The sequence below is a fragment of the Pseudomonas sp. SDO55104_S430 genome, assembly GCF_054070595.1.
In genome coordinates this window covers 1-16,623 of record NZ_JBSVXG010000063.1, presented here as the reverse complement: position 1 = coordinate 16,623, position 16,623 = coordinate 1, and the positions used below count along the sequence as shown (strand labels likewise).

General features: G+C 62.5%; 17 protein-coding genes and 1 pseudogene. 13 read left to right on the top strand and 5 right to left on the bottom strand.

The genetic code is table 11. The features are described from left to right. Nucleotides 1-6 precede the first annotated feature (6 nt). From ACW9JE_RS13675 to ACW9JE_RS13660, 4 genes are read left to right on the top strand one after another with little or no spacing between them, the layout of a single operon-like run. The gene (locus tag ACW9JE_RS13675; protein ID WP_457433034.1) at nt 7-879 is read left to right on the top strand and encodes a dioxygenase family protein; all 873 of its coding nucleotides are present in this window, start codon (nt 7-9) and stop codon (nt 877-879) included. A 3-nt stretch (nt 880-882) separates the two neighbouring features. Beyond that, nucleotides 883-1,194 carry a YciI family protein gene (locus ACW9JE_RS13670; protein WP_457433033.1) on the top strand — a complete coding sequence of 104 codons (312 nt, stop codon included), beginning with the start codon at nt 883-885 and terminating at the stop codon, nt 1,192-1,194. Between the two features lie 2 nt (nt 1,195-1,196). Continuing rightward, nucleotides 1,197-1,544, top strand: coding sequence for a Rieske (2Fe-2S) protein (locus ACW9JE_RS13665; protein ID WP_457433032.1), 348 nt, complete (start codon nt 1,197-1,199; stop codon nt 1,542-1,544). Nucleotides 1,545-1,588: 44 nt separating this feature from the next. Then, complete coding sequence (locus tag ACW9JE_RS13660; RefSeq protein WP_457433031.1) at nt 1,589-2,041, top strand: hypothetical protein; 453 nt, start codon at nt 1,589-1,591, stop codon at nt 2,039-2,041. A gap of 107 nt (nt 2,042-2,148) precedes the next feature. Here ACW9JE_RS13660 and ACW9JE_RS13655 read toward each other — a convergent pair whose 3' ends face one another. Genes ACW9JE_RS13655 through ACW9JE_RS13645 form a run of 3 tightly spaced genes read right to left on the bottom strand, consistent with a single transcriptional unit; the run spans nt 2,149 to nt 5,822 of the window. Further along, nucleotides 2,149-3,177 (bottom strand): DUF2955 domain-containing protein, encoded by a 1,029-nt coding sequence (locus ACW9JE_RS13655; protein WP_224533356.1) that lies wholly within the window; start codon nt 3,175-3,177, stop codon nt 2,149-2,151. Continuing rightward, nucleotides 3,167-4,288 carry an HlyD family secretion protein gene (locus ACW9JE_RS13650; protein WP_457433030.1) on the bottom strand — a complete coding sequence of 374 codons (1,122 nt, stop codon included), beginning with the start codon at nt 4,286-4,288 and terminating at the stop codon, nt 3,167-3,169. Before ACW9JE_RS13650 ends, ACW9JE_RS13655 begins: the two co-directional genes overlap by 11 nt. Beyond that, nucleotides 4,281-5,822, bottom strand: coding sequence for an efflux transporter outer membrane subunit (locus ACW9JE_RS13645; RefSeq protein WP_457433029.1), 1,542 nt, complete (start codon nt 5,820-5,822; stop codon nt 4,281-4,283). Before ACW9JE_RS13645 ends, ACW9JE_RS13650 begins: the two co-directional genes overlap by 8 nt. Nucleotides 5,823-6,061: 239 nt before the next feature. Between ACW9JE_RS13645 and ACW9JE_RS13640 the strand changes: the two genes are divergently transcribed. The 5 genes from ACW9JE_RS13640 (at nt 6,062) to ACW9JE_RS13620 (ending at nt 11,478) form a co-directional block, all read left to right on the top strand. After that, the gene (locus ACW9JE_RS13640) at nt 6,062-8,065 is read left to right on the top strand and encodes an aminotransferase class I/II-fold pyridoxal phosphate-dependent enzyme (protein WP_318011740.1); all 2,004 of its coding nucleotides are present in this window, start codon (nt 6,062-6,064) and stop codon (nt 8,063-8,065) included. A gap of 28 nt (nt 8,066-8,093) precedes the next feature. Then, nucleotides 8,094-8,876: a transporter substrate-binding domain-containing protein gene (locus ACW9JE_RS13635; protein WP_224533359.1), complete on the top strand. Its 783-nt coding sequence runs from the start codon at nt 8,094-8,096 to the stop codon at nt 8,874-8,876. A 154-nt stretch (nt 8,877-9,030) separates the two neighbouring features. Then, nucleotides 9,031-9,744, top strand: coding sequence for an ABC transporter permease (locus ACW9JE_RS13630; protein ID WP_224533360.1), 714 nt, complete (start codon nt 9,031-9,033; stop codon nt 9,742-9,744). A gap of 31 nt (nt 9,745-9,775) precedes the next feature. Continuing rightward, on the top strand, nt 9,776-10,474 hold the full coding sequence (locus tag ACW9JE_RS13625) for an ABC transporter permease (protein ID WP_457433028.1): 699 nt from the start codon (nt 9,776-9,778) through the stop codon (nt 10,472-10,474). Beyond that, complete coding sequence (locus ACW9JE_RS13620; RefSeq protein WP_457433027.1) at nt 10,474-11,478, top strand: DMT family transporter; 1,005 nt, start codon at nt 10,474-10,476, stop codon at nt 11,476-11,478. Before ACW9JE_RS13625 ends, ACW9JE_RS13620 begins: the two co-directional genes overlap by 1 nt. Here the strand turns inward: ACW9JE_RS13620 and ACW9JE_RS13615 are convergent. Next, a pseudogene (locus tag ACW9JE_RS13615) lies at nt 11,434-11,862 on the bottom strand (TetR family transcriptional regulator C-terminal domain-containing protein); the annotation flags it as partial. The gene ACW9JE_RS13620 and the pseudogene ACW9JE_RS13615 sit on opposite strands and share 45 nt — an antisense overlap. 219 nt (nt 11,863-12,081) lie before the next feature. Between ACW9JE_RS13615 and ACW9JE_RS13610 the strand changes: the two are divergent. The 3 genes from ACW9JE_RS13610 (at nt 12,082) to ACW9JE_RS13600 (ending at nt 14,394) form a co-directional block, all read left to right on the top strand. Next, entirely contained in the window at nt 12,082-13,098 is a 1,017-nt protein-coding gene (locus ACW9JE_RS13610) for a succinylglutamate desuccinylase (RefSeq protein ID WP_457433026.1), read from the top strand. Between the two features lie 93 nt (nt 13,099-13,191). Further along, nucleotides 13,192-13,815, top strand: coding sequence for an NIPSNAP family protein (locus tag ACW9JE_RS13605; protein WP_457433025.1), 624 nt, complete (start codon nt 13,192-13,194; stop codon nt 13,813-13,815). Nucleotides 13,816-14,160: 345 nt separating this feature from the next. Next, nucleotides 14,161-14,394, top strand: a complete 234-nt coding sequence (locus tag ACW9JE_RS13600; RefSeq protein WP_224533365.1) for a DUF2790 domain-containing protein — start codon at nt 14,161-14,163, stop codon at nt 14,392-14,394. Between the two features lie 84 nt (nt 14,395-14,478). On the opposite strand, the gene ACW9JE_RS13595 is transcribed toward ACW9JE_RS13600, so the two are convergent. Then, nucleotides 14,479-15,417: a LysR substrate-binding domain-containing protein gene (locus ACW9JE_RS13595; RefSeq protein WP_224533366.1), complete on the bottom strand. Its 939-nt coding sequence runs from the start codon at nt 15,415-15,417 to the stop codon at nt 14,479-14,481. A gap of 121 nt (nt 15,418-15,538) precedes the next feature. Here ACW9JE_RS13595 and ACW9JE_RS13590 point away from each other — a divergent pair, with 121 nt between their 5' ends. Then, nucleotides 15,539-16,543: an aldo/keto reductase gene (locus ACW9JE_RS13590; RefSeq protein ID WP_457433024.1), complete on the top strand. Its 1,005-nt coding sequence runs from the start codon at nt 15,539-15,541 to the stop codon at nt 16,541-16,543. Nucleotides 16,544-16,623: the final 80 nt, after the last annotated feature.

The following is a 16,623-nucleotide window of genomic DNA, read 5'->3' as shown; positions in this document are numbered from 1 at the left end:
ACAACAATGACCGATCAAGACAAAGCCATCGAAGCGCTGATTTCCGAGCAAGCCGTGAACAGCTTCGATGGCGCGCGGAATGCGCGCTACAAACAGATCATGCAGAGCCTGACCCGGCATCTGCATGCGTTCGTCAGCGAAGTTGAGCTGACCGAGCAGGAGTGGTTCGAAGGCATCCGCTTCCTGACCGATACCGGCCACAAGTGCGATGGCCTGGTGCGCCAGGAATTCATCCTGCTGTCCGATACGCTGGGCGTATCGATGCTGGTCGATGCGATCAACCATCGCCATAGCGCCACGGCCACCGAAACCACGGTGTTCGGGCCGTTCTACATCGACGGCATGCCGGATCGCGAATTCGGCGAAAACATGGCCTTTACCCCGGGCGAAACGGCGCTGGTACGCGGGCGGGTGGTGGACGTCAACGGCAACGCCCTGGCCGGCGCGGTGCTCGACGTCTGGCAGACCGCCGAGAACGGCATGTACTCCGGCCAGGACACCGAACAGCCGTTCGGCAACCTGCGCGGGCGTTATCGCACCGATGCCGACGGCTGCTTCGCCATCCGCACGATTGTCCCGGTGGCCTACCCGATACCCACCGACGGCCCGGTGGGGCGCATGCTCGATGCGGCCAACCGGCATGCCTGGCGCCCGGCGCACCTGCATTTCATGATCGATGTGCCGGGCTATCGCAAGCTGGTCACGCACCTGTTCAACCACGATGACCCGTATCTGGCGTCGGACGCGGTGTTTGGTGTGAAGCAATCGTTGCAGGTGATCTATGAGGACCGGGCCAGCCATGACGAGGTGTCCGCCCGGTTGGGCATGGCGTTGCCGTTCAAGCGTGCGTGCTACGAATTCGTCATGGAAAAGGCGTGAGTCATGGGTCAGTACTTTGCGGTATTCGCCACCGACCACCCGGATTCGTTGAGCCTGCGCCAGCGTCTGCGCCCCAGTCATCAGGCGCATTTGCGCGCCAATGACAGCCATCGGGTGGTGGTGCGCTTCGGTGGCCCGACCCTGGACGATGCCGGTGTGGCGATGAACGGCACCTTGCTGGTGCTCGAGGCCGGCAGCCTGCCGGAGGTGGAAGCCTTTCTTCAGGACGACCCGTACGTTCAGGCCGGATTGTTCGCCAATATCCAGATCCGGCCGTGGAACTGGAGCCTGGGCAACCCGGAAATGCGTGGCTGACCATGAGCACGATTACCCTGTGCCAACTGGACGACATCGCCGACGGCGGCGCCCTGGGTCTGCCGCAACACCAGCAGTTGCATCCCGCCGGGTTGGTGGCGGTGCGCCAGGGCGAGCAGGCGTGGGTGTACATCAACCGTTGCCCGCATTTTTCCGTGCCGCTGGACTTTCGCCCGCAGGAGTTCTGCACCTATCGCGGCAAAGTGCTGATGTGCGCCCATCACAGCGCGATGTTCCGTTTCGAGGACGGGCATTGCGTGGATGGGCCGTGCAAGGGCGCGACGCTGGAGACGGTGCCGGTGCGTCGGGTCGGAAACAGCCTGGTGATGGAGGTCCGGGAGGAGGGCTGAACTACACTGTTTCAGGGTGTATCACGCTCATTTCGGAGGACATCATGAAAAGGTTTCCGCCCGTCGGCCTGTGCCTGGTTTTGTCGGTTCTGAGCGCCCAGGGATGGGCCCAATCGGTGGTGCCGCTCAAGGGCCAGACTTCGCAGCAGACTCAAGCCGATATTTCCGAGTGCAATAACATCGCCGCCAGTCAGACGGCTTCGACTTCCACGCCTTCGGGTGGCCGGGTCAAGGGCGTCGTGGCCGGTGCCGCCGCCGGGGCGACCGCTGCTCAGATACGCGGCAATCAACACGATGAAATTTATGATCGTGTGGATAGCGACCGGCAGCAGGACTATCGCCAGGACCGGGCCAAGCAGACGGCTGCGGCTGGCGCTGTGGTGGGCGGCTCGCGCCAGCGTCAGGAACGCCGGCAGCAGAACAAGACCAATGCGGCCAATACCTCGACGGCGTATACCAGTTGCCTGCAAGGCAAGGGCTACCAGGTCAACCCCTGAAAAACCGTCCCCTGTAGGAGCGAGCATGCTCGCGATGGTCGTCAACGATGACGCGGGCGTTCTGATGCCCCGCGGTGTATGGGCTTCCATCGCGAGCATGCTCGCTCCTACAGGAGAGGTTGTGGCTTCGGATTTTGGTGCTGCTCTAGCACATGCACCATCACGCACGCATACAAGGTCACCGCAATGAACAGCGCCATCCGTACCGCAAACGCGGTGTAGACGTCCTTGCCCGCCGCGCTGTCCTGCACCGACTGCCCCAGCAGGATGATCAGGGTGATCAGGGTGTTCATCCAGAAACCGGGGCTCCAGCGGCCGGGGCTCAGGCCGTAGAGCTTGCGGGCCAGGATCAGGCCGAACAGCAGCATCCACAGAAAGTACATCCACAGGTGCACGAACAGGCTCAGCGCACACCAGAACAGGATCGCCAGCAGACCGCCGAGCAGCGTCGAACCGACCAGTTCGCGACCGGCGCTGCGGGCCGAAGTGGTGGAACTCTGCTGCCCCAGGTTCACCGCCTTGAGCACGATCGGCAGGTAGCTGGCCGGATCGATCAGCGCCAACAGAAACGCCGGGATCACGATCAATGTTGCGCGCAACGCCACCCGGTGCACTTCGTTCTCGGGCAGTGGCGCGGGAGCGGGCGGGGTCGGGGCGTTGGCCGGCTCCGGGAACACGCCATGGGCGATCACACCCATCATGATCGCCAGCAGCAACCCCGCCACCAATGCCTTGATCACCGTCAGCGCCAGATCAAAATCGGCAAAGCCCGCCGAAGAAATCATGGTCAGACCGATCACCAAAAGCGTGACGATCAGATTATTGCCGCCCCTCAAGCCAAACCCGAACACCGCGAACAGACAAAGCCCGATCAGCATCACGCCGCTGAACCCGAAATAACGCAGCAGCGGAATCAGCAGCAGGCCGACACCGGTGGTGAGCATCGCCGCCAGCCCGAGGCCGATGGCCGCCTTGAAGGACAGGGGGCGATTGACGGATATCAGCAACAACGTACACAACACCGGCGCCAGAAACGGAATCGGCAACGCCAGCCCATAACTGGCTGCCAGGCACAGCGCCGTGCCAAATGCCAGGCGCGCCGCGCGCTGGGACCTCGGTGAGCGCTCAGTAGGCATACGACAGCCAGCTCATCAGCCCGAGGAAAATCCGTCCCAACGGGTTCAACCAATTGCCCTCGTCAGGAAAGGCCATCACCTCGGCCTGGCCGCCAGCGCGGATCGAGCGGTTGTCCTTGAGTGAACTCAGCGCCTCGGGGGAAAACTCGATGATCACCGGGAATCGCTGGGCGGGGCGCAGCCAGTCGCGGCTGTTCTGCACCGTGGGCAGGCTACCGGGGGCGGTCGGTTGGCCGACGCTGACACCGTAACCGACGCTGCGAACACGGCCGACGAACACCTCGCCGGGCAGCGCATCGAGCACGATCCGCACCGGCGTGTCGGGTTTGACCAGCCCCAGGTTGTTCTCGGTCATGTCGGCGCTGATCCACACGTCATGGATCGCGATCAGGGTCATCACCGGGTTACCGGCGGCGGCGAACTGGCCGACGTCGGTGCGCAGGTCAGTGATCAGCCCGGCCGAGCGGGCGCGCACCTGGGTGTTGGACAGATCCAGCTCGGCTTTCGACAGAGCGGTGGCGGCGCTGCGCAACTGGGCGTTGTCTTCCTCGCTGCCGCCTTCCTGTTCTCGGGCCCTTTGGACTTCGGCGCGGGCGGCAGCGACCTGGCTGACCGCCGCCTCGCGGTTGGCCCGGGACACTTCAAGCAGACGCACGGACACGGTGCCGGGGTCCTGGCGATACAGGCCTTCAAGGCGCTGATTGTCCTGCCGCGCCTTGAGCTCGTTGGCCTGGGCCGCCCGCAAGCTGGCCTGGGCCGAAGCGATACCGGCGGTGCTCGCGCCGATCTGCCGGCGGGTGGACTCCAGATCGGCCTTGGCCCGGTCGACGGCGATTTGATAGGGCTGCGGATCGACCTCGAAGATCACATCGCCAGCCTTGACGTCCTGGTTGTTGCGCACGTTGACGCGGATCACCCGGCCTGCGACTTCCGCCGCCACCGGAATCACGAAGGCGCCGACCCGGGCCTGTTGCGTGTAGGGCGTGAAGCGATCCGCCAGCAGATACCAGGCAAGGCTCAGGACGATCAGCAGCAGCACCCATTTCACGCCTTTCTTCGTCGGATCGGCGGGTGGCGGGGCGTCGGTGGCGGGAGGCGCGGCGTCAGTCATGGGGGGTTACCGGATTGGGATAAGAGGAGGCGGGTTGCGGCTCGGACAGCAGGTCGCCCCAGTCGGTGCGTTGTTCCATCTGCTTGCGCGTGGCCGGGTCGATCCTGGCCTGGGCGCTGTACCAGCCACCGCCCAGGGCGCGGTACAGGGCAATCACGTTACTGACCGCGTCGCTGCGACTGACCAGGTAACTGTCCTGGGTATCGAGCAGCGCGCGCTGGGCATCGAGCACCCGTTGAAAGTCCGAGTAACCCTCGCGATACAGGGTGTTGGCCAGTTCCAGTGAACGCTTCGCCGCGCCTTCGGCCTCGCGCAGGATGCGTTCGCGCTGCAAGGCCTGAGTCAGGCCGTTGGCGGCGTCGTCCGCCTCACGCGCGGCCTGGCGCACCTTGTCGCGATACGCCTCGATCAATTGTTGCAGGCGCGCATCCTGGACCCGCACGTTGTTGGTGATGCGTCCGTAATCGAACACGTTCCAGCGCAGGCTTGGCCCGCCGATCAGGTCGAGGCTGCGGGAACTGCCGCTTAGGGTGTCGGTGGACCAGACGATGCTGCCCAGCAGACTCAGGGACGGGTAGAGATCGGTCTCGGCCACGCCCACCAGCGCTGACTGCGCGGCGACGTTCAATTCGGCGGCGCGCACGTCGGGGCGGCGCAGCAGCAGCTTGGCTGGGACGTCCTGCAGCACCACGCGGTCCACCAGCGGAATCAGGCTGTTGTTCTCCACCACCAGCGGCAATTCTCCCGGCGGCTGACCGATCAGGATCGCCAGGGCATTGCGCAGGCGCACCAGCTGATCCTGCAGGCCGGGAATGCTGCTCAGGGTGCCCAGGTATTGGGTCTTGGCTTGTTGCAGGTCGAGTTCGGCGGTCTGGCCGCTCTTGAAAAGCTTTTCGGTGATCTCGTAATTGCGCTCCTGCTGGCGGGCGTTCTCCTCGGCCACTCGCAAGCGGGCCTGGGTTGTACGCAGGGCAAAGTAGTTGTCGGCGACCTGCGCCCGCAGGAGCACCAGGGCGTCCTCGTAATTGGCCTCGGCGGCGAAATAGCTGGCGTCGGAGGCCTCGATGGCGCGGCTGAAACGTCCCCAGAAATCCAGTTCCCAACCCACATCGAAGCCAGCGCTGTGCTGCCAGAAACGGCTGTCGACCGGGTTACGACCGCCAGATTGGTCACGGTGCACATACACGCTGTCGGCGCTGAGCTGTTGCAGCTGCGGATAATGGCCGCTTTCGGCGATGCCCAGTTGCGCCCGGGCCTCCATGACCCGCAGGCCGGCGATCTTCAGGCTGGAGTTGTTGGCGTCAGCTTCGGCGATCAACTGGTCCAGGGTCGGGTCGGCAAAAATCTCCCACCACTGGCGGATGTCCGGTTGCAGTTCCCGCTGGCTGGCCTGTTCCAGGTGCGGCGAATTCCAGTGATCGACCCAGGGCTCTGCGGGCGGCTGAAAATCCGGCCCCAAGCGTACGCATCCGTCCAGAGACAGGACGAGGGCGAGCGCGGTAAACAGCGGCAAGGGACGGGCGGATGAGGGCATTGCGTGGTTCCGGCCAGGGAATATCACAGCAGCATAGCCGCCCAAACGCCGCCCGGAGGGTTTGCGCGAGCCTCCACGCAAAAACGGCGCCAATGCATTAAAAACGACCTGTTTACGCTAAACGCGCACCTTCATCACTTTTCTGTTGAACGAGTGTTCAGCTTGGATTATGTTCTTTTCCACCTACTCTCCCGGCTGGTTGCGGGCTTGCGTTTCTTCTTTTTGAACGAGGCACTGGCATGCGGTTTTCACCCTTTGTTGAGCGGATCTCAGGACAAGGCGTAGCGGCCTGGGATATTCACTACGCGGCTTTCGATGCGCGACGACGCGGTGAGGATGTGATCATTCTCAGTGTCGGCGATCCGGATTTCCCGACACCCGACTTCATCACCGATGCCGCCATCGAAGCGCTGCGCGAAGGTGACACCCACTACACCGAAATCGCTGGCCGCAAGGCGCTGCGCGACGCCATCGCCGGGCGTTACTCCAAACTCCTCGGTCGTGAACTGCAAGCTGAAAACGTGATCACCGTGGCCGGGGCGCAGAACGCCTTGTTCACCGCTTCGATGTGCCTGCTCAGCGCCGGCGACGAGGTGATTGCCCTCGATCCGATGTACGTGACCTACGAGGCGACCCTCAAGGCCTCCGGCGCCACTTTGGTGCGGGTGCCGTGCTCGGCGGATGATGATTTCCGCCTCGACGCCGCCGTCCTCGCCAAGGCCATCACCAACCGCACCAAGGCGATTTTCCTCTCCAACCCGAACAATCCCACCGGCGTGGTGCTCAACCGCGAAGAACTGCAGACCATCGCCGACCTGGCCATCGCCCATGACCTCTGGGTGGTGGTCGATGAAGTCTATGAAAGCCTGACCTTCGAGCGCGATCACTTGAGCTTGGCGGCGTTGCCGGGCATGGCCGAACGCTGCGTGGTGATCGGCAGCCTGTCCAAGTCCCACGCCATGACCGGCTGGCGCATCGGCTGGATCGTTGCTGATCCCGGGTTGGTGGCCCATGCCGAAAACCTGGTGTTGAGCATGCTCTACGGCTTGCCGGGCTTCTGCATGGAAGCCGCGCTCAAGGCCGTGCAGGCTCACGACGAAGTCAGCCACGGCATGCGTGATATCTATCGGCACCGTCGTGACCTGGTGGTGGCGGGGCTGTCGGGCTGTGATGCGATTTCCGTGCTCAAGCCCGATGCCGGCATGTTCGTGCTGGTGGACGTGCGCGCTACCGGCCTGACCTCGCTGGAATTCGCCTGGCGGCTGCTGCGTGAGGCGCGGGTGTCGGTGCTCGATGCCGCCGCTTTTGGCGAGCCAGCTCAAGGCTTTGTGCGCTTGTCCTTCACCATGGGTGAAGAGCGGCTGGCGGAAGCGTGCAAGCGCATCCGCGACTTCCTTCTTGTACTCAGAGATGAAGCACCGAAGCCTGTCATCGCCCGCGTGACCAGCGAACCGCTGATTCAGCCGGCGACCGTGCGCAACATGATCGAGGTGGAAAAGCTGCACAAGCGCTTCGGCAACATCGAAGTGCTCAAGGGCGTCTCGATGACCGCCCGCGAAGGCGATGTGATTTCGCTGATCGGCGCCAGCGGCTCGGGCAAAAGTACCTTGCTGCGCTGCATCAACATGCTCGAAGTGCCGGACCAGGGCCGCATCCTGGTGGACGGCGAAAGCATTCACCTGAACCACACCCGTCCCGGCGCGCCGCTGGTGGCGGATGCCAAGCAGCTGGTGCGCATCCGTTCGAGCCTGGGCATGGTGTTCCAGAACTTCAACCTCTGGCCCCATCGCACGGTGCTGGAGAACCTGATCGAGGCGCCGACCCAGGTCCTGCGCGAGAGCAAGGCGGAGGCCACCGAACGCGCCGAAGCGCTGCTCGAACGCGTGGGGCTGGCGGCCAAGCGCAACGAATACCCGGCGTTTCTCTCCGGGGGGCAGCAACAACGGGTGGCGATCGCCCGGGCCCTTGCCATGCGGCCCAAGGTCATGCTGTTCGATGAACCCACCTCGGCACTCGACCCGGAACTGGTCGGCGAAGTGCTGCGGGTGATCCGCTCGCTCGCCGAAGAAGGCCGGACCATGATCCTGGTGACCCATGAAATGGCCTTCGCACGCGATGTCTCATCCAAGGTCGCCTTCCTGCATCAAGGCCTGATCGAGGAAACCGGTACGCCGGACGATGTGTTCGTACACCCACGCAGCGAGCGTTGCCGACAGTTCGTCAACGCTCATCAGACTCGCTAATAACATCAATAAAAGACAGGGAACAATCATGGGAAATCGACGTTTGGCAAACTGGTTGGGCGGCGTGGCTTGCGTCATGCTCGCCGGCATCAGCGCAGCGCAGGCCCAGCCGATCCGCTTCGCGGTCGCAGCCGAACCCTATCCGCCGTACACCGAGAAGCAGGCCAACGGTGAGTGGAAGGGCTTTGAAGTGGATCTGATCCACAAGCTGTGCAGCGAAATGAAAGCCGAGTGCGAGATCAAGGAAGTGGCGTGGGACGGGATCATTCCGTCGCTGCTGGCGAAGAAGATCGACGTGATTTTTTCCTCGATGTCGGTGACCGAAGAGCGTGAGAAGCAGATAGCTTTCAGCAAGGCCTACTACGACACCCCGATCGCGATTGTCGGCCCCAAGGGCACCAAAGTCGCCAAGTACCCGGATGACCTGAAGGGCAAGACCATCGGCGTGCAGAACTCCACCGTCAGCGCCAGTTACCTGAAGGCCTACTACGAAAAAATCGCCGACGTGAAGTACTACGACACCCAGGATTCGGCCAACGCCGACATGGTTGCCGGTCGCATCGACCTGATGATGGCCGACGGCACCGCGATGACCGCTTTCGTCAAATCCCCGGACGCCAAGGGCCTCGAACTGCTCGCCACCGTCCCTTACGACCCGCTGTTCGGCAAGGGCGTCGGCGCGGGCATTCGCAAGGACGACACCGAACTCAAGGCCAAGCTCGACAAGGCCATAACCGAACTGCTGGCCAGCAAGGACTACGACGAACTCTCCCAGAGCTATTTCGGCACCAGCGTAAAGCCGAAGTTGTGACCTTGGTGACGCACCTGTAGGAGCGAGCATGCTCGCGATGGTGGCGAACGATAACGCGGGAAGCCTGATGCCCCGCGGTGTATCGGAATCCATCGCGAGCATGCTCGCTCCTACAGGGAGCAGGGTGTTCTGTGGGGCTTAACCGGAGACTGAAATGCCAACAATGTTCGAGATGATCGGTTTCAGCGAACAGGGATGGGGCGCTGCGTTGCTCAAGGGTCTGGGGATGACCCTGCAGATATCGGCCGGGGCCTTTGTGGTCGGGTTGATCGTCGGGCTGGTGGTGGCCTGTCTCAAGCTGGGCGCGCCCAAACCCATTGCGGCACTGGCCCGGGGTTACACCACATTGTTCCGCGCCGTACCCGAGTTGTTGATGATCCTGTTGCTGTTCTACGTCGGTTCCATGCTGCTCAATCGCTTGATGGAGTCTTTGGGTTACGACGTGGTCAATGTCAGCGGGCCACTGGCGGCGATCCTGGTGCTGGGTCTGGTACAGGGCGCCTACGCCTCGGAGATCTTCCGCGCAGCGATCCAGGCCATTCCTTTCGGCCAGATCGAAGCAGGCAAGGCTTTCGGCCTGCACGGTTTCGGGCTGTTTCGCCGCGTCACACTGCCGATCATGGCGCCGTACGCGATGGCGGGCATGTCCAACCTGTGGATCAACCTGATCAAGGACAGTGCGCTGATCAGCGTGGTCGGCACCAACGAACTGCTCTACACCGCCAAGCAGGCCGCAGGTTCGACCCGTCAGTACCTGTTGTTCTATCTCACCGCCGCGGCGCTGTATTACGCGGTGACGCTGGTATCCAACTACTTGTCGGGACGGCTGGAGCGACGCATTCGTCGCTGGATGCCAATTGTCGACTAACCGGGCCGAACGAACGGGTTGAGAGAGCGAAATGATTCCAGCGTGGATATTCGAATACGCATCGCTGCTGATGCGCGGACTGCAAACGACCATCGCCATCCTGCTGATTTCCAGCGTGCTGGGGTTCGTCCTGGCAATCCTGGTGGCACTGGCACGCATCTCCAGAAACAAGCTGATCGCCAAAGTCAGCCTGTTCTTCACCAGTGTGACGCGCGGCACGCCGCTGCTGATCCAGATCTACATCTTCTACTACGGCCTGGGCAGCCTGTTCGCGCAGTTTCCGGTGATCCGCGGCAGCTTCCTCTGGCCGTACATGCGCGACGGCTACTGGTACATCGTCTTCGCCCTGGTGGTGTCGGTGGGCGCCTACGTCGGCGAAGTGATTCGCGGCGGTCTGCTGGCGGTGCCCAAGGGGGAAATGGAAGCGGCCTCGGCCTTCGGCATGACTCCGCGCCAGACCCTGTTGCGGGTACGCCTGCCACGGGCGCTGCGTCTGCTGCTGCCGACCCTGGCCGGGGAAACGGTGATGCTGCTCAAATCCACGGCGCTGGCCTCGACCATCGCGGTCATCGACCTGTTGGGCGCGGCCAACGTGGTGCGGGCGCAGACCCTGCAGGTCTATGAGCCATTGCTGCTGGTGGCCGGCGTGTACATCTGCCTGACGTTCCTGATCGAGGCGCTGTTTGCCTTCTTCGAACGGCGCGGCACCCCGGTGCGCAGGTCCGCATGATGAACCAGCCACGGGTTGACCGCTCACTGCAAGGCATTGGCCTGTGCGTTCTGGGCTATGCCTTTCTGTCCTTGCAGGACGCGGGCATAAAGTGGCTGGTGGACGGCTATTCGGTGTTCACCATTCTGTTCTGGCGCGCCGTCGTGGTGGCGGGCGCCTGTCTGCTGGCGGGGCGCACCGAGCTGGTTCGCCGGGCCTGGCGCTCGTCGAGCCGGCGGCTCCTGGTGGTGCGCGGTCTGCTGTCGATTGCGGCGTGGCTGCTGTACTACACCGCGGCCCGGGACCTGACCCTGGCAGAAATGACCACCCTGTATTTCTCGGCACCGATCATGGTCACGGTGCTGGCGACGAGCATTCTCAAGGAACAGGTCAACCGCTGGCAGTGGTTCGCCCTGATCCTCGGTTTCATCGGCGTGGTGATTGCCTGTCGTCCCAACAACATGGTGGACCCTGTGCCGATCGTCCTGACCCTGCTGGCGGCAGTGTTCTGGGCGTTTACTTACATTCAACTGCGCCAGGTGGATGACCAGACTTCTGTGCTGGAGCAGATGCTCATCACCAATGTGGTGTTCGTGATCTGCATGGCCGTGGCCTTGCCCTGGACCCACACTCCGACGCCGATGCCGGCCTGGCTGGGCATGCTCGCCGCCGGCCTGATGGGAGGAGCGGGGCAGTTCTTGCTGTTCGCCAGTTTCCAGCGCGCCACGGCCACGGTGCTGGCACCGTTCGAGTACACCGGGCTGATTTGGGCGTTCCTGCTGTCGAGCGTGGTCTGGGGCACGCTGATGGATGTGTCACTGATGATCGGCGCCGGCCTGATTGCGGTCAGCGGCACCTTGGCGATGATCTTCGGCCGGCACGCCTCACAGGACGTCGTCGGCGCTGAATGCTCCGTTTCGCAGTCCCTTTACCCAGCAGCGACAGATGTGGAGACCGTTGGCCGGGCTGAAGGTCTCGGCGTTGAGGCTCCACTCGATCCAGAGGCCGTCGAGCATCGCCGATAGACCGATGGCGGCCAGGCGGGTGTCGTGGATCTTGAAACCTTCGCTGGTGGCCAGGTCGTCGAGCAACCGACACAGCAGGTCGATGTAGGTGCCATAGCTTTTTTCATGGGCCTGGCTTACGTGTTCGGAATGCCGGATCAGGCTCCAGAACACCACCCAGGCGCCGAGCAATTGCGGGTCCAGGACCCGGGGCGAAAAGGAACCGACCAGGAACGCATCCATCTTCTGCGCCGGCGTGCCGGCCTGATCGATTTCATTGCGCAGCGCGGTGGTCAGTTCGATGGCGAGCTTCTGGTAAGTGTCGGCGATCAGCGCATCGATGCTACCGAAATGATGATTGAGCAAGCCGACAGATACACCGGCCTCGGTGGCGATACGCCGCACGGAAAGCCCGGCATGGCCATCGCGAACCAGACAGCGCAGGGCGGCGCAAATCAGCGACTCACGGCGTTCATCGGCTTCGGCACGACGGTTTTTCGGGGCAGGTGTGGTCACGGGGTATTCCTTGAATGGTTCCACGTTGCCGAGCTTAGTTGAACATACGTTCAATCACCAGTCTCGTCCGCGACGACGCTTTTGGCATACAAAACAGGGGGCAATCGCATGGCGCAGGATGTTTCGTTCAACGTTCACAACAATAACGGCGGCACCGTTCAGGTCGGGGCATGGCGGTTCGTCGGTGACGGCAGCGGTCCGACCGTGCATTTGCAGGCCGGCGTGCATGCCGATGAGATCGCCGGGATGCTGGTGCTGCACCTGCTGATGCAACGTCTGCAAGTGGCCGAGCAGCAAGGCCGTCTCAAGGGCAGCATCACCGTGGTGCCCCAGGCCAATCCGCTGGGTATCGGCCAGTTCCGTCAGGGGCGGATTCTCGGGCGGCATCACGACGCCACCGGGCATAACTTCAACCGGGGCTTCGACCAGTCGGCGGCCATGGAGCAGCCTTCCACCGTGGTCGAGCAATGGCAAAAGCAACTGGTGCAACTGGCGGCTCCGGCGGATGTGATGCTCGACCTGCACACCGATGACGAAGCACTGCCTTACCTCTACGTGCACCGCAGTTTCTGGCCTCGCGGTCGTGACCTGGCGGCGGCGTTGAAGATGGACGTGGCGATCATCTGGGACGACGGCGGCGACGGCTCCTTCGAAGAAACCATCATCGCCCCCTGGCTGCGCGAAGGCAGCGCCGACCGGCACATGGCTGCGACCCTGGAGTTGCGCGGGCAGGGCGACGTCAGCGATCACTTCGCCGAGCAGGATGCCGACGGTCTTCACACCTGGCTGTGCGGATACGGCGTGATCGACGATACCGCGGTACCCGCAGACTGGCCCGTCGAAGCAGTGGAAATGGGCCACATGGAAACCATCCTCGCGCCGCAACCCGGCGTGCTGATCTTCGAGAAAGAACTGGGCGATCTCGTCGAGGAAGGCCAACGTTTCGCGCGAATCCTGCGCCGCCCCGGCGATCCGTCTTCGGAAGTGGTGTTGTACGCGCAGCAGACCGGACGCCTGGTCACCCGCTACCGCGATCGCCTGATCGGCCAGGGCATGGGCGTGGCGAAGTTCACCGGCACCCGCGTGTCGCGCAACTGGAGCGGCGGGCTGCTGGACCCGAACTAAAGAAATCACTTACGGCGAGAGTGATCACCCGAATACCGCAGCGCAAACCGTTGCCCTAGGCTGCCGGCTATTGAATTCTGGCCGGAGTACGCCATGCGGTTATTCGAGTTGATCACCTTCACGGTAAAGGTTCGCACCGTCGCCCAAGCGCTGGCGAAGATTGAAACGGCACTGGCCGATCCCGAGGTCGGCGGCACCCTGATGGGGTGCTGGGCCTCGGAGATAGGTCAGTTGAACCAGATTGCCCTGTTGCGCGGCTTTGCCGATGAAAACGCGCGGCAAGCCGAGCGCGAGCGGTTCTTGCTGGATGGCCGGGCGTTTGGCATCAACGAGTTCATCACCGACCTGCGCATCGAAAACTACAGCCTGTTTCCCTTCCTCAAACCCCTCGACCCCGGCAATCATGGGCCGTGCTACGAAGTGCGGGTCTACGACCTGATCAGCGCTGGCCTGCAACCGACCCTCGATGGTTGGGCCAAGGCCATCGAAGCCCGCACCGCCGAACAATACTCCCCGGTATACGCCGCGTTTTACGCCACCGACGGCGCACTGCCGCGCTACCTCCACATCTGGCCCTGGTCGACGCTGGAACAGCGCCTGCAAGTGCGCACCCAGGCCGTTGCAGACGGCGTTTGGCCCCCGGAAAACTCCGGCCCGCAACTGCGCGACATGCAATCCACCATCTACCTGCCCGCGAAGTTTTCACCGCTGCAGTAATTGTAGGAGCGAGCATGCTCGCGATGGTCGTCAACGATAACGCGGGAAACCTGATACCACGCGTTGCCTGTGACGAACACCTGTAGGAGCGAGCTTGCTCGCGATGGACTCCAGACCACCGCGGGGTGTCAGGTATCCAACGTCATCGTTGACAACCATCGCGAGCAAGCTCGCTCCTACAGTGGGTGAAATCAATCAGCGCGGAACGCCTCATCAATTTTCTTAATCTTTGGTATTAATTAAGCGAACTTCCGCCACTCAAGTGATGAATTGATAATGGGTCCCAAGCGAGCAAACACAGACCACTGAGTTGCTCTCTTAACCAACTTATCCCGGAGATTCATCATGAAATACGTAATGTTCGCCGCACTTTCGTTAGCCAGTGTTTTTGCTTCGGCTCAAGAGGCAACTCCAGCCCAGAAAGGTTTGGACATCGCCAAGGTCATCAGCATCAAATCCGCTCAGGACCCTGCCACCACCAGCGGTATCATCGACTCGAAGATGGTTTACCTGGACAGCGCCGGCGTCACCCGTACCCTGGACTACACCATCCTCGGTAACGCCCAGCAGAGCGGTTGAAGTTAATGATTGAAGTTATTCCGAACTGCTGTAAAACAACTAAAAACGCCGCGTCCAACGCGGCGTTTTTAGTTATGGGCGCAATTAACGCACCTCGGCCAGACTGCCTTGTTGCTGCGAAACAAAAGGCTCCGGCTCCGGCCCGGTAAGAATCAACCGAAACGTTTCCACCAACGGCCGCAACGTCACCCGATGCCAAGCCACCCACAGCGGCATGGTAAACGTGAGCCACGGCAGCTCGCGAAACACCACCCCTGGATGCGCCGCTTGATTCAAACTTTTCTGAGTCATGGCCACCCCCAGCCCAGCCGCCACCAGACCCAACGCGGTATACGGCTCAGCCGCCTCCAGACGAATCTGCGGCGTGAACCCTGCGCGAATGCACGCAGCGACGAAATCCGCATGATGGTTCTCGCCCTGGCTGTACTTCACGCCGATCCAGTCCAGATCCTGCACGTGAGTCGGCAGCAGACGCTCGGTACCCGCCAGCGGATGGTTCGCCGGCATCGCCAGCAACATCGGGTCTTCCAGCAACTGGAAGTGCGTCAGTTCCGGGTCATCGTTGCTCGGCGGTTCGCTGACCAGCGCTACGTCCAGGCTGCGCTGGCGCAAGCCTTCGAGCTGATCGGCCGAACTCAGGTGATGCAGGGCGATGTGCACGCCGGGGCGAATCTCGCGCACTTCCCGCAAGGCCGCCGGCAGCACGTTGGCGTGCATGGCATTTTCGATGTAGCCGATGCACAGACCGCCTTCCTCGCCACGACCCAGGCGCTTGCCCAATGACTCCAGGCGATTGGCGTGGGTGAGCAGGGCGCGGGCTTCGGTGAGGAAAGTCCGTCCGTCGGTTGTCAGGCGGATGCGTTGCTGGCTGCGCTCGAACAGGACCAGGCCCAGGCGCTCTTCGAGCTGGGCAATCTGCCGGCTCAGGGGCGACTGGGAAATGTGCAACCGCTCTGCCGCACGGCCCACATGCTCCTCTTCGGCGGTGACGATGAAATAGCGAAGCTGGCGGAGATCTATCATTTAATGCTCGTGAGGTCTCAAGTGTGGCTTATTGTGTCTTGGACGGTCTGCATTGCGCAATCTAGGATCTGCTCAACGGTCGCCAACCGGCGATCACTCAACTGATCCAGAGGATTCGAAAATGAGCTTGAAAGACAAATTGCCAGGCGTGTTGGGTTTCGGTACCGCCCCACTGGGCAACATGTTCCGCAACATTCCTGAAACCGAGGCACTGGCCACCGTCGATGCGGCCTGGGATGCCGGCGTGCGTTACTTCGATACCGCGCCGTTCTACGGTGCCGGTCTTTCCGAAATCCGCCTGGGCAACGCGCTGGAAAAATACAACCGCGACGACTACGTCCTGAGCACCAAGGTCGGCCGCGTCATCCTCGACGAACTGGACAACAGCGCCCGTGACCTGGGCGAAAAAAGCGGTGTGTTCGAACACGGTCTGCGCAACAAGATCGTCAACGACTACAGCGCCGATGCCACGAAGCGCTCCATCGAGGACAGCCTCAAGCGCCTGAAGACCGACCGCCTGGACATCGTCTGGATTCACGACATCGCCCAGGACTTCTACGGTGACCAGTGGCTGCAATACTTCGAACAGGCCCGCACCGGTGCGTTCAAGGTTCTGGACCGTCTGCGTGACGAGGGCGTGATCAAGGCCTGGGGCCTGGGTGTCAACCGTGTCGAGCCGATCGAGCTGACCCTGGATCTGGAAGAAGCCCGCCCCGACGGCATGCTGCTCGCCGGTCGCTACACCTTGCTCGATCACGAACGTGCCCTGCAACGCGTGATGGCCTCGGCCCATGCGCAGAACGTCGACATCGTGATCGGAGGTCCCTACAGCTCAGGGATCCTGGCCGGTGGCGCGCACTTCGAATACCAGAAGGCCAGCCCGCAGATCATCCAGAAGGTCGAGCACATCAAGCGCATCGCCCAGGCCCATGGCGTGGACATAAAGGCCGCAGCGCTGCAATTCTCCCTGGCCAACCCGGCGGTGGCCGCGGTGATCCCGGGTGCCAGCCGTCCGGAGCGTATTGCTGAAGATGTGGCTGCGCTCAAGGCAGTGATCCCGGCGGCATTCTGGGCGGAACTGCGCAGTGCCGGGTTGATTGCGGCTAACGCGCCAGTGCCGGCGTAACGCCCAATCCCACAAACCTCTGTAGGAGCCGAGCTTGCTCGCGATGGTCGTCAACGATAACGCGGGAAACCAGATACCCC

Excerpts from the sequence above, each read along its gene's own strand:
- ACW9JE_RS13650 (WP_457433030.1), bottom strand. The coding sequence starts at position 4,288 with ATGACTGACGCCGCGCCTCCCGCCACCGACGCCCCGCCACCCGCCGAT.
- ACW9JE_RS13660 (WP_457433031.1), top strand. The coding sequence starts at position 1,589 with ATGAAAAGGTTTCCGCCCGTCGGCCTGTGCCTGGTTTTGTCGGTTCTG.
- ACW9JE_RS13640 (WP_318011740.1), top strand. The coding sequence starts at position 6,062 with ATGCGGTTTTCACCCTTTGTTGAGCGGATCTCAGGACAAGGCGTAGCG.
- ACW9JE_RS13665 (WP_457433032.1), top strand. The coding sequence starts at position 1,197 with ATGAGCACGATTACCCTGTGCCAACTGGACGACATCGCCGACGGCGGC.
- ACW9JE_RS13670 (WP_457433033.1), top strand. The coding sequence starts at position 883 with ATGGGTCAGTACTTTGCGGTATTCGCCACCGACCACCCGGATTCGTTG.
- ACW9JE_RS13635 (WP_224533359.1), top strand. The coding sequence starts at position 8,094 with ATGGGAAATCGACGTTTGGCAAACTGGTTGGGCGGCGTGGCTTGCGTC.
- ACW9JE_RS13610 (WP_457433026.1), top strand. The coding sequence starts at position 12,082 with ATGGCGCAGGATGTTTCGTTCAACGTTCACAACAATAACGGCGGCACC.
- ACW9JE_RS13605 (WP_457433025.1), top strand. The coding sequence starts at position 13,192 with ATGCGGTTATTCGAGTTGATCACCTTCACGGTAAAGGTTCGCACCGTC.
- ACW9JE_RS13645 (WP_457433029.1), bottom strand. The coding sequence starts at position 5,822 with ATGCCCTCATCCGCCCGTCCCTTGCCGCTGTTTACCGCGCTCGCCCTC.
- ACW9JE_RS13600 (WP_224533365.1), top strand. The coding sequence starts at position 14,161 with ATGAAATACGTAATGTTCGCCGCACTTTCGTTAGCCAGTGTTTTTGCT.
- ACW9JE_RS13590 (WP_457433024.1), top strand. The coding sequence starts at position 15,539 with ATGAGCTTGAAAGACAAATTGCCAGGCGTGTTGGGTTTCGGTACCGCC.
- ACW9JE_RS13595 (WP_224533366.1), bottom strand. The coding sequence starts at position 15,417 with ATGATAGATCTCCGCCAGCTTCGCTATTTCATCGTCACCGCCGAAGAG.
- ACW9JE_RS13675 (WP_457433034.1), top strand. The coding sequence starts at position 7 with ATGACCGATCAAGACAAAGCCATCGAAGCGCTGATTTCCGAGCAAGCC.
- ACW9JE_RS13655 (WP_224533356.1), bottom strand. The coding sequence starts at position 3,177 with ATGCCTACTGAGCGCTCACCGAGGTCCCAGCGCGCGGCGCGCCTGGCA.
- ACW9JE_RS13625 (WP_457433028.1), top strand. The coding sequence starts at position 9,776 with ATGATTCCAGCGTGGATATTCGAATACGCATCGCTGCTGATGCGCGGA.
- ACW9JE_RS13620 (WP_457433027.1), top strand. The coding sequence starts at position 10,474 with ATGAACCAGCCACGGGTTGACCGCTCACTGCAAGGCATTGGCCTGTGC.
- ACW9JE_RS13630 (WP_224533360.1), top strand. The coding sequence starts at position 9,031 with ATGCCAACAATGTTCGAGATGATCGGTTTCAGCGAACAGGGATGGGGC.